The following is a 12,924-nucleotide window of genomic DNA, read 5'->3' on the forward strand; positions in this document are numbered from 1 at the left end:
GGCTGCGGTCCGGGTACCGTCATCCGGGGAGGTGATGGCCAGTGAGCCGGCCCTTGACGGAACGGGTTGCCGATCCGGTGGCGGAGCTCGCCCTGACCGGGGACCTCGCGCGCCCGGCCCGGCTGACCGTGTCCGACCTGCTCGCCTGGCCCCAGCATCGCGTGAGGGTCAGCTTCGAGTGCGCGACCAGCGGCATCCAGCACCACGGCTTCACGGGACCGCTGCTGCACGACGTCCTGTCCGCCGCCGGTCCCGCCTTCGACCCGGCTCGGCGCAAGGACCGCCTTCGCTTCCTGATCGCCGTGACGGGCGCGGACGGCCACCACGCCCTGCTCTCCTGGGCGGAGATCGACCCGGACTTCGGCCGTGCCGCCGTCCTGCTCGCGGTCAGCATCGACGACGCCCCGCTCGACCGTGCCGGACCTCAGCTCGTGCTGCCTCAGGACCGCTGCGGGGCCCGGCACATCAGCGGCATCAACGCGATACGCGTGGACGGTGGTTACACCTCGTGGACGTGACACCGGCGAGCGAGCGGAGTTGACGCGTGATCCACGGGGCCGCCGCCCGTGAGCGCCGCGTCAGGCGCGGTCGATGTGCACGTTCGTCGACTTCACACGGGCGGTGGCCTCCATACCGACCTCCAGGCCCAGCTCCTCCACGGCCTCCCGGGTCAGCAGCGAGACCAGTCGGTGCGGACCGGCCTGGATCTCCACCTGGGCCGCGATATCGCCGAGCTTCACCGCGGTGACGATGCCGGGGAAGGCGTTGCGGACCGAGGTGTACGAGGCGTCCTCCTCGCCACTCCCGGTCTTGGCGAGTTCCACGGAGAAGGCGGCCAGATCCTTGCCGTCGATGAGCCGCCGCCCACCCTCGTCCCGGTGGGTCGCCACCCGGCCGGCGTCCGCCCACCGCCGTGCGGTGTCGGGACTCACGCCCAGCAGCCGGGCGGCCTGGCCGATTGTGTAGGACTGCATGTGCGCCAACATAGGTGCACTCACCCGCGGGACCCAAACAGGCCCCGGCGCGCGCCGATCGCGCGCCGGAACTGCGACGTTGTCGCCGAGCAGTGATCCGCCCCGTGCACAGCCCCGGAAACCGGTTCCCTCCGTGGTGGCCGCGCCGCGTTCATCGGGCCCCCGGCGCCGTGCGGGCGACCGAGGGGCTGGTGGTCAGGCCCGGGACGAGGGCCTCCGTGGGGTCGGTGCCGAGGTGGACCACGCGGTTGCTCTCGTCCACGTGGACCACGCTGGGGCGCAGCGCCAGGGCCTCCTCACGGGTGTAGAGGCCGTACGCGATGATGATCACCAGGTCGCCGGGGGAGACCAGGTGGGCGGCGGCGCCGTTGATGCCGATCACGCCGGAGCCCCGTTCGCCAGGGATGGTGTACGTCTCCAGGCGGGCGCCGTTGGTCACGTCGACGATCGCCACCTTCTCGCCGGGCAGCAGGTCCGCCGCTTCGAGCAGGTCGAGGTCGATGGTGACGGAGCCGACGTAGTGCAGGTCGGCCTCGGTGACGGTGGCGCGGTGGATCTTGGACTTAAACATGGTGAGCATCGCGGGCACTCCTGACGGGTGTGGCGGGTGGGGTGGGGACGACGAGGCCGAGTTCGGCGCCGAAGGACGTGGTGCGGTAGGCCCGTACGAGCCAGAGGCCGGGCAGCGCCGCGGCGAGCGTCATCAGGACGATCAGCGCCTGATGCGCGCCTGCCGCGAGCAGCGGGCCGGCTACGGCGGCGCCCAGCGGGGTGGTGGCGTTCATGACCGTGCGCATCAGGGTCAGGGTGCGGCCCCGCAGGCCGGCCGGGATCCGGGACAGCCGCAGCACCTGTGACGACACGGTCATCGGGGTGGACAGCACGTTGCACAGAACCAGGCCGATCAGGACCACAGGCAGGTCACCGACGAGGAGCAGGAGCAGGGAGGCGCCGGCCACCGCCTGGAGGACTCCGATGCGCAGCATCTGACGGTCCGACGGCGGCACGGCGCCTGCCGCCAGGGAGCCGGCCAGGTTGGCCCCGCCGGACAGCGCGAGGATCAGGCCCAGGGTGTGGGCGCCGCCGGGGAACCGGTCGTGGGCGAACCACGGTTCCAGGACCATCAGCATTCCCATGGCCAGATTGAACAGACCGAAGCCGACGGTGATGGCAAGGAGCACCCCGTCGCCGCGCAGCAGAGCGACCACCGGCCGCCAGCCGCCCGGGGGCGCGGAGCGTACGGTGTGCGCCGGGCCCGGGCCGCTGCGCGGCACCCGGACGGCGAGCACGGCGAGGCCGAAGGCGAGATAGCTCGCCGCGTCCAGGAGCAGCACCGACGCGCCGCCGACCAGCGGGATGAGGAGACCGCCGACGGCAGGACCCAGGATCCGGCCCACCCCGAGCGACACCGACTCCAGCGCCGAGGCGGCCGCCAGCGCGCGCTGCGGCACGAGATCCGGCAACATCGCCGGAACCGCCCCCAGCGGGACGATCTTGAGCAGTCCGTACACCGCCGCCACCAGGTACAGCTGCCAGAGCCGGACCGGGCCGAACGCGGCGGCCGCCGGGATGCTCGCCACGGCCACGCCACGCAGCACGCAGTCGGCGACGAGGACGGCACGGCGGTCGAACCGGTCGAGCAGCGGTCCGACCAGGAAGCCGCCCGCGATGACCGGCGCCGTGTAACAGATGCCGAGGACACCGAGGGCCGCCGCATCGCCGTGCGCCAGGGCGAGCCAGGTCAGAGCGGTCCAGGTGGCGCCGTCGCCGAGCTGGCTCAGCATCGCCCCGGACCACAGCAGGCGGTAGTTCCGCAGCCGCAGCGGCGTCAGACAGGCCCTCATGAGACGGCGGCGCATTCCAGCCGGAACTCCGCCGCGGCCTTCGCGATGGCGCTCTCCACCTCGCGGGTGCACAGGCTGCGGAACCGGAACCGGGCTCCGACGTGTTCGTAACCGCCGGTCCGGGGGACCACATAGCCGGCCGGTGGCACGACCTGCGCGTACGGGCCGTCGACGAGGGCGGTGAGCGGCTCGGCGGCGATCACCCGGCAGGGCGCGGGCACCGGCGTCGGCACGAGCAGCCAGCCCCCGGTGTGCCAGGTCTTCGGCTCGGTCAGCGCGGGGCGTCGGCCCAGTTGTACGTCGACGGCCGCGGCCATCAGGTCGATGCCGTGGACCTCGCGCCACACGAAGGGGATCTCGGCGCCGCCCACCCGGTAGCCGGCCTCCAGGAAGTGCAGGTTCGGCCGCCCGTCGGGGCCGGTGCCGACGAAGACCTCCAGGTGGAACACCCACGGCTCCGAGCTCAGCGCACCCGCGATGGACGCCGTGAACTCACCCAGTGCGTCCAGGAGCTGTGGGTCGTCCTCCTCCGCCGAGCCGAGCACGGCCCCGGTGGTGAAGTCGGCGCAGGAGTTGACGTAGCGGGAGGCGCGCCAGGGGCCGAGCCGGCCACCGGACCACAGGCCGTCGATGTGGTAGATCCGGTCGGCGCAGAACTCCTGCACCAGCCGGTCCTCGCCGGGCAGTTCGTCCAGCGCGGACAGGCCGGCGGGGGAGTCGATGCGCAGCACTCCCCGACTGGCCGTGCCGCGGCGGGGTTTGACGATGACGGGCCAGCCGTGGGTATCCGCGAAGGCGCGCACGGCGGCGGCGTCCGGGGCGTCGGCGAAGGCGGGCGTGCGGACACCGGCCGCGCTGACCGTCTCGCACATCACCAGCTTGTCCCGGAACCTCGCCAGGTCCTGCGGGGACTGGCCGGGCAGGCCCAGACGGGCGCGGAGCCCGGCGGCGGTGTCGAGGTCGCCCTCGTTGAGCGCGACCACCCGGTCCGGGGCGCCGAAGAGGGCGGTCAGTGTCGCGGCCGCGGCGCTGACCTGGCCGAAGTCGTCGGTGGCGGTTACCTCGACGACGCCGGCGGCGGCAGGCGGCAGTGAGGACCAGCCGAGCTCCGTGGTCACGTAGGTGACCCGGTGGGTGGTGTGGTCGATGTAGTTCTCGTACAGGGCGTGCTCGTCGCGCCAGCGGTGCACGACCAGGATGTGCGGGCGGGTGTCGACGGCCGCGTGGTGGGTGGTGGTGCCGGGCGCGCGGCGCTGCCCCGTACGGCTCGTGCAGGCGGTGTCCTCGACCGGATCGCCTGCCGGGACGGCTGCCGGATCGCGTGGGGCGGTCCGCTGCGGCTTCGGGTTGTGGGTCATGTCAGGCACCTGTCTCTTCGGTCTCTATGCGGATGCCGTCGGCGACCCGGCCGCACCGGGCGACCGCCTCGTCGGCGTCGCGGCCGGAACTGAGCACATAGCCGGTGCTCGCGTGCGCGAGGGTCAGCAGCGGCGGGACGGCTTCGCCCGGGTTCAGCGCGATGGCCGCACCCGTCTCGTGCGGGGTCAGCTCTTCGAAGAAGGGGAGATAGAGGTCGTTGGTCTCGCCCTCGGGGATGCGCCTGACCACGGCCGGCAGGTCCTCGTCCACGGTGATCGACCGGATGGTGCCGGGCTCCGGGGTGAGATAGCGCAGCGCGGCGCCGCCGAGCGGGGCGGGGGAGACCGCGGGCAGCTCCTCGATGCCCAGCGGGACGGTCAGCATCATCCGGGCCGGGTTCAGCCCGAAGGCCCGCCGTGCCAGTTCCGGGGCACCGCAGCCGCCGAGGCGGGCGTGCGATTCCAGGACCCGGGGGCCGTCGGCGGTCAGGACGAACTCGCTGTAGGAGGGGCCCTCGGTCAGCCCGACGGCGTCCAGGAGCCGCACCGTGAGGTCGTGGAGCGCGTCGTGGTGCGGTTCGGCGATCCGGCTCGGCGCGCTGACCTCCCACTCCACGAACCGTTCGTTCATCCGGTACTCCGAGAACCCGATGACCAGGTGCCAGCCGCCGTGGGAGAAAGCATCGGCGGCGACCACCGGACCTTCCAGGTACTCCTCGCCGAGTGCGGCCGAAGCCCCGTCCTGCTCCAGGGCCTTGAAGGCAAGGGCGGCCTCGTGGGCACTGGACACCAGCTGTACGAGCCGGCTGGCCGCGCCGTCGACGGGCTTGATCACGCCACGGGAGGCCCCGAGCGAGTCGAAGAACTCCGCCGCCTCCCCGGGGCTGTGCAGCACCCGGTGGCGGACCGGGCTGAGCCCGTGCGCCTCCAGGGCTTCGCGGGTGCGGGCCTTGTCCTTGAGGATGCGGGCGGTCCGCTCGCTCACGCCGGGCAGTTCCAGGGCGTCGACCACGTACCCCACGGCGATGCCCGCCGGCTCCGAGGTCGTCATCACCCGGTCGAAGGGTCGCTCCTCGTGGAGGGGACGCAGCGCTTCGAGAATGGCCGGGCCGTCGTTGATCGGGGCGTGCACGATCCGTTCGCAGTGGCGTGCGATGGACGGGTCGTAGCTGCCCTTCTCATGGACCAGGACCACGTCGATGCCGAGTTCCTTGGCGCCGGCGATCGGGGCGGGACGGCCGCCGACCACGGCTATGCGGTGGGTGCGTGACATGGGAATCTCCTCGCTCTCGGTCAGGGGGAAGACGGGTGCCGGGACAGGCCTCAGGAGAGCCCGAGGCCCTCGGCCACCAGGCGGGCGGCGATGTCGTGGCCCAGGTCGGTGAAGTGCGCCCGGTCCACGAAGAGCCAGTCGCGCGGGCCGGCGGCCTCGGCGAGCAGCGGACTGAGGTCGAGGAAGGGGACCCCGAGCTTGTCGCAGGCGACCCGGAGTTGGTCCGCGTACCGGCGGGCAGGCTCCATGGTGGCGATGTCGCCGTACAGTTCCCAGAAGTTGGACCGCTTGTCCAGCTCGTCGAAGAGCAGCTTCTCCTCGGGTGCGGGGGTATCCCGCACCCACCCGGCCAGCGGCTGCAGCACGAACGAGACGCGTGCCCCGCTGTCGGCCGCGAGCAGCTTCCAGTTCTGCAGATGGCGGGCCGTCAGCTCCACCGAAGAAGCTATGCGTTCATCGAGCGGAAGCACCGCCGACGGGGCGGCCGACGCGGCAGCGCCCGCGGCTCGCCGGTCGCGCCGCCCGAACCGGGGCGCGGGGGTGCGGTGCCGCTGCCGCAGCTCCTCCATCTGCTCGTAGTACTCACCGCAGTTGAAGAAGCCACCGTGGTCACCGCGCTGCTCCTTCGGCAGCCGGGAGAGCGCGAGGTTGTTGAGGCCGGAGAAGACCACGATGTCGGTGACCCGGGGCAGGAGATGGCGGTAGAGAGCGAACAGGGTGAATTCCTGCGCCGAGTTGTAACTGCGGCCCGCGAAGTTGAGCCACGGAGCCGACGGCGCGTAATCGCTCCACAGGCGGGAGGGCAGGGTCGCCGCGTCGCTCCGCGCACCGATGCCGAAAGCTGTGGAGCTGCCCGCGAGCAGCCGGACGGGTGCCGTCTGCGCAACGCTGCCCGCCGACGCGCTCCCGTCGCCGGGACCCTGGGAGTAACGGAACCCGAAGTCGTCGGTGTTGATGACATCGGACCGGTAGCCGGCGCGGTGGAAATACATCAGATACGGCAGCCACCGGGTCTGGGACCGGTCGTCGAAATCGTCGTAGGCCAACATCTGCGGGGTGAGCGTCACCCTCTGCTCCGCCATGGTTCCTCCCGGTTCGTGAAGGGTCCGCCTCGGTCGGAGGTGACTCTTCCGTCGGTCCCGGAGGATCGGAACCATCAGAAATATGACGCCGCACAGTCATGAAGGCAGCGGCCGGTTCAGATCCCTGCAGCTGCAAGCTTGTGACCCTTTCGAGGCCCGACGGCCCGGCGCACAGTCGTTCTGGGCAGCACAGCCCGACGGAGAACGACCGCGGGAACGACCGCGGACAGACGACTGTGGGGAAGGCCGGCATGACCAGAACAGCCGTGGTGACAGGGGCGAGCAGCGGGATCGGCGCGGCCGTCGCCCGACGCCTCGCCAAGGACGGGTTCGACACCGTACTGGTGGCCCGCCGGGGCGAGTTGATCCAGCGGGTCGCCGAGGAGACGGGCGGGCGGGCCGAGACGGTCGACATCACCGACGCCGACGCCGTACGAGCCCTGGCCGAGCGCCTCGACTCCTGCGACATCCTGGTGAACAACGCGGGCGGCGCGCTCGGCGCCGACCCGGTGAAGGGCGCCGACCCCGGCCACTGGCAGCACATGTACGCGGTCAACGTGCTGGGCACCCTCCACGTTACCCAGGCCCTGCTCCCGCTGCTGAGGCGCAGCGCGGGCACCGTCGTCAACGTGACCTCGACGGCCGCGTTCGTCAACTACGAGACAGGCGGCGGATACAGCGCCGCCAAGCATGCGCAGCACGCCCTGACCGAGACGCTGCGGCTCGAACTCTGCGGCGAGCCCGTCCGGGTCGTCGAGGTGGCACCCGGGATGGTGCACACCGAGGAATTCGCCCTGAACCGCTTCCACGGTGACGGGGAGCGGGCCGCCGCCGTGTACGCAGGGGTCGACCGGCCGCTGACCGCCGAGGACGTCGCCGAATGCGTCTCCTTCGCGGTCGGCCTGCCGCAGCACGTCAACATCGATCAGCTGGTGGTGCGCCCGCTCGCCCAGGCGGCCCAGCACAAGATCCACCGAGGCGGCCTCTTCGCCGGCTGAGGCCGGGCGCCCGCTCGCGCCTGCTCGCCCAGCGAGCTGCCGGCACCGACACCCGGCGACGTCCGAACCCAGTGATGTCCGAACCCAGGAAAAGGGGCTCTCTGCCATGACCTTTCTGCGTGGATTTCTGGCCCGGCTGCTCCTCGCCCCGACGCGCAAGCCGCGCAAAGGGAAAGCCGATGCGTCCATCTACCCCATGTTCTGAGCACTTTGCCGGCCGGATTACGGAGAGGAAGACCAGTGGAAGGCGCAACGTCCCGCACCGTGTACGCGACGGCCGCGGACCCGGAGTGCCGGCCGGTCGGTGCCCGGCTGATGGCGGCCGTGCGTACCGAGGTCCGCCGTCACGGGTTCGTGGACCTCAGGTCGGCGGCAGAGCTCGGCTCGCTCGCCGCCGACTGGTCGCGGCACACGGCCGAGCACTTCCGCGCGCTGCTCGACGACTGCGGCACCGACGGTGCGCGGGACACCCTGGTGCGGAGGGCGGCACTCGACTGCGCGCCGCTGGCGCTCGTGGCGGGCGCCTGGCTGCAGGGAATCAGCTCGCCGGCCGGCGCCGACGACCCCGCCGTTCTCCGGGTCCTGGCCCGCTATGCCCATGACGTCGGCGTCGGACAGCCCGCCGCATCACGGGGGGCCGCCTACCTCGCGCTGCTGCGCACCCTGAGACTGTCCGAGCACGCGGCGCCCGTACCCCGGCTGACGCTCGACCGCCGCATCGACGACCACTGCTTCGACCTGGCGGCACTGCTGCTGACCATGAGCCGGCTGCCCGAGAACTTCCGTGACGAGCTGCGCGGCGCGGACTGGTGCCTGCGGGCAGTCGGGCTGCTCCCCCCACTCGCCCTGGTCAAGGAGGCGGTACCGGAGGCGAGTTGGTATCGCATCGACCTCGCGTGCGAGGAGGCCGCACCGTGGCCGCCGGACGCCCTCAGCGACGTACGCCCCGCGAAGGGGGAGCGGGACCCGCACCGGCCGGACGGCGACTGGCCCGACGGGTTCACCGACACCGACGAGCAGCGGTTCTCCGCCGGGTTCCACTGGACGCTCGATGCGCTGCGGCAGTGGAGCGACGGCGTGTACGCCCGCCTCGACGCGGCCCGCGACCCGGCCCGGGACATGGCGGAACTGCTCAGGCTGCGGGCCCGCGAGGGTGCCGTCTACCACCACGCGTTCCAGCTCGAAGGCCGTTCGCTCTCCGACTGGCTCGCCGAATGCCGCACCGACCCGGTGCCGCTGCTCGGCGCGCTGGCCCGCAGCCGTCTGGTGCGGCCCGGCCGGTCGGCGGCGAGCCCGCTGGTCAACGGCTTGACCGGAGAGGACGGAGCGATGTTCCGGGTCTTTGCGCCCGCCGAACTCGCGGTGATCCGCCGCTGGATCGACGCCCTCCCCGCCGCCTCGGCCGAAGCACCGGCGGCCCGCGCCGCCCGGAGCCCGGCGTCGCTCGTCCTGCCCTCGTGGGAAGCCGCGCCCGACGAGCGCGGAACGGCCCCGAAGGGGCTGCGCGATGCCTACCGGCAGCTTCAGTCCCGCACCGACACCCCCGCCCTGAGCGACTGGGCCGCCCGCTACGCACAGCGGTGGCTCGACCGCTCGCGGCACGGCCTCGACCGGGACGGGAACCGGCTGCCGGAGCGGTGGCCCGCCGAGGGGCTGCGGCCCTGGCTGGCCGAGCAGCACGAGCGGCAAGCGGCGGAGTTCACCGCCGGACAGGACGTCCCGGTGCCGAGCCGCGAGGCACTCGTCGAGTCGACCGTCCAGCTTGCCCCGCTGACGATGATCGACGGCGGCTGGCTGCTCGGCTTCACCGACTACGAACTGGCCGCCTCGCACACCGGGTTCCCGCTCTTCGAAACGTACTGGGACGAGCTCGGCAACGGGCAGCCCGGCCTGAACCACCCGCTGATCTACCGGGAACTGGTGGCCGAGATGGGGGTCGAGCTGCCGCCCACCGGCACGGCTGAGTTCGCCGCCTGGCCCGGGTTCGACGAGCGCTCCTTCGAACTGCCCGTCTACTGGCTGTCCGTCGCCCGCCGGCCCCGTACCCTCCAGCCCGAAATCCTCGGCCTGAACCTCGCCATGGAGCTCTCCGGTGTGGGCGGCTCCTACCGCAGGGCCCGACTGGCCCTGCTCAGTCACGGGTTCAGCACCCGGTTCGTGGACATCCACAACACCATCGACAACGTCGCCAGCGGACACGCCGCCTGGGCGTGCGACGCCGTGGACGCCTACCTGGCCGCCGTGCCGGCAGGCCCGTCCGGCACCAGGGAGCAGATCTGGCGCCGGATTTGCATCGGCTTCCGCTCGCTCGACCCAGGCACCACCCCAGTCCTGGCCCGCTGGGCAGGGCGCGTACGGAGGAGTAAGGCCCATGCCTGACCTGGTCCTCGGCCTGTCCGCCTACTACCACGACAGCGCGGCCGCGCTGATCGCGGACGGCGTGCCGGTCGCCGCCGCGCAGGAGGAGCGGTTCAGCCGCCGCCGGCACGACCCCGCCTTTCCCGCCCGCGCGGTGGAGTACTGCCTGCGGGAGTACGGAGTCACCCTGGACGATGTGTCCGCAGTCGCGTACTACGAGGATCCGGCACTCAAGTTCCGTCGGGTACTTGCCAGTTATCTGGGCGCTGCTCCGTTCGGCTTCGGTTCGTTTGCGCGCGGACTGCCCGAATGGCTGTCCTGGAAGCGCCGGGCCACCGAGGTGGTGACGGCCGAACTGGCCGCCCTGGGGCGCGGCGAGGTACCCGCGGTCGAGGTCAGCAGGCACCACGCCTCGCACGCCGCCTCGGCCTTCCTGCCCAGCCCTTACGAATCCGCCGCGGTGCTCTGCGTCGACGGCGTCGGCGAATGGGCCACCACCACCCTGTGGCACGGGCGGGGCAGCAATCTGCGGCAGCTGGGCGAACTGCGCTTCCCGCACTCCCTCGGCCTGCTCTACTCGGCCTTCACCTACTTCTGCGGATTCAAGGTCGACTCCGGCGAGTACAAGCTCATGGGTCTCGCCCCGTACGGGAAGCCGCGGTACGCGGACCTCATCCGGGAGCGGCTGATCGACATCAAGCCGGACGGCTCCTTCCGCCTCGACATGCGCCACTTCGCCTTCCTGAAGGGGGAGGTGATGGCGGGTCGCGGCTTCGAGAAGCTCTTCGGCGGTCCGCGTCGTAGCCCTGAAGGTCCGCTCACGGAAAGGGAGTTCGACCTGGCGGCCTCGGTGCAGGAAGTCACCGAGGAGGTCATGGTCAGGCTCGCCCGCACGGCCCGCGAACGCACCGGCGAGAGCCGGCTCTGCCTGGCCGGCGGGGTCGCGCTCAACTGTGTGGCCAACGGCCGGGTGATCGAGGAGGGCATCTTCGACGAGGTGTGGATCCAGCCCGCCGCCGGGGACGCCGGGGGAGCGCTCGGCGCAGCCCTGGCAGTCGCCGCCGACCGGGGGGCGCCCCGGGCCCACCTCGGCAGCGGCCGGGACGCCATGTCCGGCGCCCTGCTCGGTCCCGAGTACGGGGACGCGGAGATCGCCGAGTACCTCGACAACAGGTCCATCCCCTACACCCGGCTCGACCCGGCGTCGGTCGCGGACCGGCTGGCCAAGGAGCTGGCCTCGGGGAAGGTGGCCGGCTGGTTCCAGGGCCGGTCCGAGTTCGGTCCGCGGGCGCTGGGTGCCCGGTCGATCCTGGGCGACCCGCGCGACCCCCGGATGCAGTCCGCCATGAACCTCAAGATCAAATTCCGCGAGTCGTTCCGTCCGTTCGCACCCTCGGTGCTCGGCGAGGACGCCGGTGACTACTTCGACCTCCGCCAGGAGAGCCCGTACATGCTGGTGGTCGCCGGGGTCGCGGCCGGCCGGCGGCTCGACCCGCCGACGGACACCGGCGCTGCCGCCGGCCTGGACCTGCTGCGGGTTCCGCGGTCACGGATTCCGGCGGTGACCCACGTCGACTTCTCGGCCCGGGTCCAGACGGTGACCGCCGACGCAAACCCGGCGTACCACCGGCTGCTGACCGCCTTCAAGGCCGAGACCGGCTGCCCGGTCCTGGTCAACACGTCCTTCAACGTGCGGGGCGAGCCGATCGTGAACTCGCCTCACGACGCCTACACGTGCTTCATGCGCACCGGGATCGATGTCCTGGCCATCGGCAACTTCCTGCTGGACAAGGCGGATCAGCCCAGGTGGCAGGAGCCGGGCGACTGGCGCGAGGAGATCCCGCTCGACTAGCGCGCAAAGCGGCAACGAAGCAACGACATGAAGACGCGAGCAACGCAAAGACGCGAACGACGCAAAGACGCAGGGAGCAGAGACAGATGCGCAGAGTGGTTCTTCTCGCCGTCTACCTTCTCGTGGTCACGCCCGCGGGCCTGGCGAGCCGACTGATCCGTGACCCGCTGACCCGTCGCACACGGCGACGCGTCCCGAGCTACTGGGTGCAGCCGTGACGGCCGGCCCGGGCACCGCGCGTTACGGACTCGACGACGGGCTCCGCGACGTCCTGGCCAAGGAGGTGCACGAGCGGATCGAGTGTGCCGAGCCGCTGGCCCCGGACGCCCACGGCGCGATCCTGGCCCGCATCGGCGGATACGTCCTGGAGCGGCACCTGCCTGGCGAAGTGCTCCACGGTCTGCGGGAGTTCACCGACTCCGGCGCCCCCGCCCTGATCATCGAGAACCTGCCCCGGCCCGAGGTGCCGCCCACTCCGGTCGGCGGCTTCTGCGAGGAGCCTCCGCTCGCGGTGATCAATGCCCTGCACCTGGGACTCGTCCGGTTGCTCGGCGGTGTCCCGTTCGCCGTGGGCTACGAGAACCGGGGGCTCCTGATGCGCAATGTGGTGCCCAATCCGGCGGCGGCCGGTACGACCAGCTCGTGGGGCGCGGACGCCGAGTTCTTCTGGCACTCCGACAACCCGCACCTTCCGTTCGGCGAGCCGGGGTACGACCCCAGGCCGTTCGTCCCCCGGCACCTCGCTTTCTACGCGGTACGCAACGAGGAGCGGGTGCCCACCGAAGTGGTCCCGGTCGGTGAGGTCCTGTCCGGGCTCGACCTGGAGACACGAAGGGACCTGGCCCGGCCGGAGTTCGAGATCGGGCCGCCCGCCTCCACCGGCGCCGACGCGCCCGGCCCGCTGCGTGACGCGGCCGTCCTGGAGGCGGGCCCGGACGGCCGCACCCGAATCCGCTACGACCAGGGCACCACCAGGGGCGGCACGGCGCGCGCCGCGGCCGCGCTCGTCCGGCTGGCCGAAACCCTCGAAAGCACCGCTGCCGAACGATTCGCGCTGGACGTGGGGGGTTTCCTCGTCTTCGACAACTACCGCGTCCTGCACCGACGGCGGGCCTTCGTCCCCGACCCGCCGGCCACCGCGCGCTGGCTGCGCCGCTGCTACGCGGGCTGAGTGGAGCACCGCCC

General features: G+C 72.0%; 12 protein-coding genes. 6 read left to right on the top strand and 6 right to left on the bottom strand.

Annotated features, from left to right (window positions below; all coding sequences use genetic code 11):
- Nucleotides 1-53 precede the first annotated feature (53 nt).
- The gene (locus tag OHA88_RS29510) at nucleotides 54-518 is read left to right on the top strand and encodes a molybdopterin-dependent oxidoreductase (RefSeq protein WP_267005099.1); all 465 of its coding nucleotides are present in this window, start codon (nucleotides 54-56) and stop codon (nucleotides 516-518) included.
- A gap of 60 nt (nucleotides 519-578) precedes the next feature.
- Here OHA88_RS29510 and OHA88_RS29515 read toward each other — a convergent pair whose 3' ends face one another.
- The 6 genes from OHA88_RS29515 to OHA88_RS29540 form a co-directional block, all read right to left on the bottom strand.
- Nucleotides 579-974, bottom strand: a complete 396-nt coding sequence (locus tag OHA88_RS29515; protein WP_030921540.1) for a TOBE domain-containing protein — start codon at nucleotides 972-974, stop codon at nucleotides 579-581.
- Nucleotides 975-1,125: 151 nt separating this feature from the next.
- Complete coding sequence (gene panD / locus OHA88_RS29520) at nucleotides 1,126-1,554, bottom strand: aspartate 1-decarboxylase (protein ID WP_328627741.1); 429 nt, start codon at nucleotides 1,552-1,554, stop codon at nucleotides 1,126-1,128.
- A complete protein-coding gene (locus tag OHA88_RS29525) occupies nucleotides 1,538-2,833 on the bottom strand; it encodes an MFS transporter (protein ID WP_328627742.1) in 1,296 nt (431 codons plus the stop codon). The genes panD and OHA88_RS29525 overlap by 17 nt, the downstream gene beginning before the upstream one ends.
- Nucleotides 2,815-4,176: an ATP-grasp domain-containing protein gene (locus tag OHA88_RS29530; RefSeq protein WP_328627743.1), complete on the bottom strand. Its 1,362-nt coding sequence runs from the start codon at nucleotides 4,174-4,176 to the stop codon at nucleotides 2,815-2,817. The genes OHA88_RS29525 and OHA88_RS29530 overlap by 19 nt, the downstream gene beginning before the upstream one ends.
- A gap of 1 nt (nucleotide 4,177) precedes the next feature.
- Nucleotides 4,178-5,449 (bottom strand): ATP-grasp domain-containing protein, encoded by a 1,272-nt coding sequence (locus OHA88_RS29535; RefSeq protein WP_328627744.1) that lies wholly within the window; start codon nucleotides 5,447-5,449, stop codon nucleotides 4,178-4,180.
- 50 nt (nucleotides 5,450-5,499) lie between these two features.
- Nucleotides 5,500-6,531, bottom strand: a complete 1,032-nt coding sequence (locus OHA88_RS29540) for an SGNH/GDSL hydrolase family protein (protein WP_328627745.1) — start codon at nucleotides 6,529-6,531, stop codon at nucleotides 5,500-5,502.
- Nucleotides 6,532-6,782: 251 nt separating this feature from the next.
- On the opposite strand from OHA88_RS29540, the gene OHA88_RS29545 reads away from it, so the two are divergent.
- From OHA88_RS29545 to OHA88_RS29565, 5 genes are all read left to right on the top strand, one after another.
- Nucleotides 6,783-7,529 (top strand): SDR family oxidoreductase, encoded by a 747-nt coding sequence (locus tag OHA88_RS29545; RefSeq protein WP_267005105.1) that lies wholly within the window; start codon nucleotides 6,783-6,785, stop codon nucleotides 7,527-7,529.
- A gap of 240 nt (nucleotides 7,530-7,769) precedes the next feature.
- Complete coding sequence (locus OHA88_RS29550) at nucleotides 7,770-9,908, top strand: iron-containing redox enzyme family protein (RefSeq protein WP_328627746.1); 2,139 nt, start codon at nucleotides 7,770-7,772, stop codon at nucleotides 9,906-9,908.
- Nucleotides 9,901-11,739, top strand: coding sequence for a carbamoyltransferase family protein (locus OHA88_RS29555; protein ID WP_328627747.1), 1,839 nt, complete (start codon nucleotides 9,901-9,903; stop codon nucleotides 11,737-11,739). The genes OHA88_RS29550 and OHA88_RS29555 overlap by 8 nt, the downstream gene beginning before the upstream one ends.
- Nucleotides 11,740-11,825: 86 nt before the next feature.
- Nucleotides 11,826-11,957, top strand: coding sequence for a hypothetical protein (locus OHA88_RS29560; protein ID WP_328627748.1), 132 nt, complete (start codon nucleotides 11,826-11,828; stop codon nucleotides 11,955-11,957).
- Nucleotides 11,954-12,910, top strand: coding sequence for a TauD/TfdA family dioxygenase (locus OHA88_RS29565; RefSeq protein ID WP_328627749.1), 957 nt, complete (start codon nucleotides 11,954-11,956; stop codon nucleotides 12,908-12,910). The genes OHA88_RS29560 and OHA88_RS29565 overlap by 4 nt, the downstream gene beginning before the upstream one ends.
- Nucleotides 12,911-12,924 lie beyond the last annotated feature (14 nt).

The organism is Streptomyces sp. NBC_00353, assembly GCF_036108815.1.
GTDB lineage: Bacteria > Actinomycetota > Actinomycetes > Streptomycetales > Streptomycetaceae > Streptomyces.

Bases quoted from the DNA above. Each gene is read 5' to 3' on its own strand.
- OHA88_RS29515 (WP_030921540.1), bottom strand. From the start codon at position 974: ATGCAGTCCTACACAATCGGCCAGGCCGCCCGGCTGCTGGGCGTGAGT.
- panD (WP_328627741.1), bottom strand. From the start codon at position 1,554: ATGCTCACCATGTTTAAGTCCAAGATCCACCGCGCCACCGTCACCGAG.
- OHA88_RS29525 (WP_328627742.1), bottom strand. From the start codon at position 2,833: ATGCGCCGCCGTCTCATGAGGGCCTGTCTGACGCCGCTGCGGCTGCGG.
- OHA88_RS29530 (WP_328627743.1), bottom strand. From the start codon at position 4,176: ATGACCCACAACCCGAAGCCGCAGCGGACCGCCCCACGCGATCCGGCA.
- OHA88_RS29535 (WP_328627744.1), bottom strand. From the start codon at position 5,449: ATGTCACGCACCCACCGCATAGCCGTGGTCGGCGGCCGTCCCGCCCCG.
- OHA88_RS29540 (WP_328627745.1), bottom strand. From the start codon at position 6,531: ATGGCGGAGCAGAGGGTGACGCTCACCCCGCAGATGTTGGCCTACGAC.
- OHA88_RS29545 (WP_267005105.1), top strand. From the start codon at position 6,783: ATGACCAGAACAGCCGTGGTGACAGGGGCGAGCAGCGGGATCGGCGCG.
- OHA88_RS29555 (WP_328627747.1), top strand. From the start codon at position 9,901: ATGCCTGACCTGGTCCTCGGCCTGTCCGCCTACTACCACGACAGCGCG.
- OHA88_RS29560 (WP_328627748.1), top strand. From the start codon at position 11,826: ATGCGCAGAGTGGTTCTTCTCGCCGTCTACCTTCTCGTGGTCACGCCC.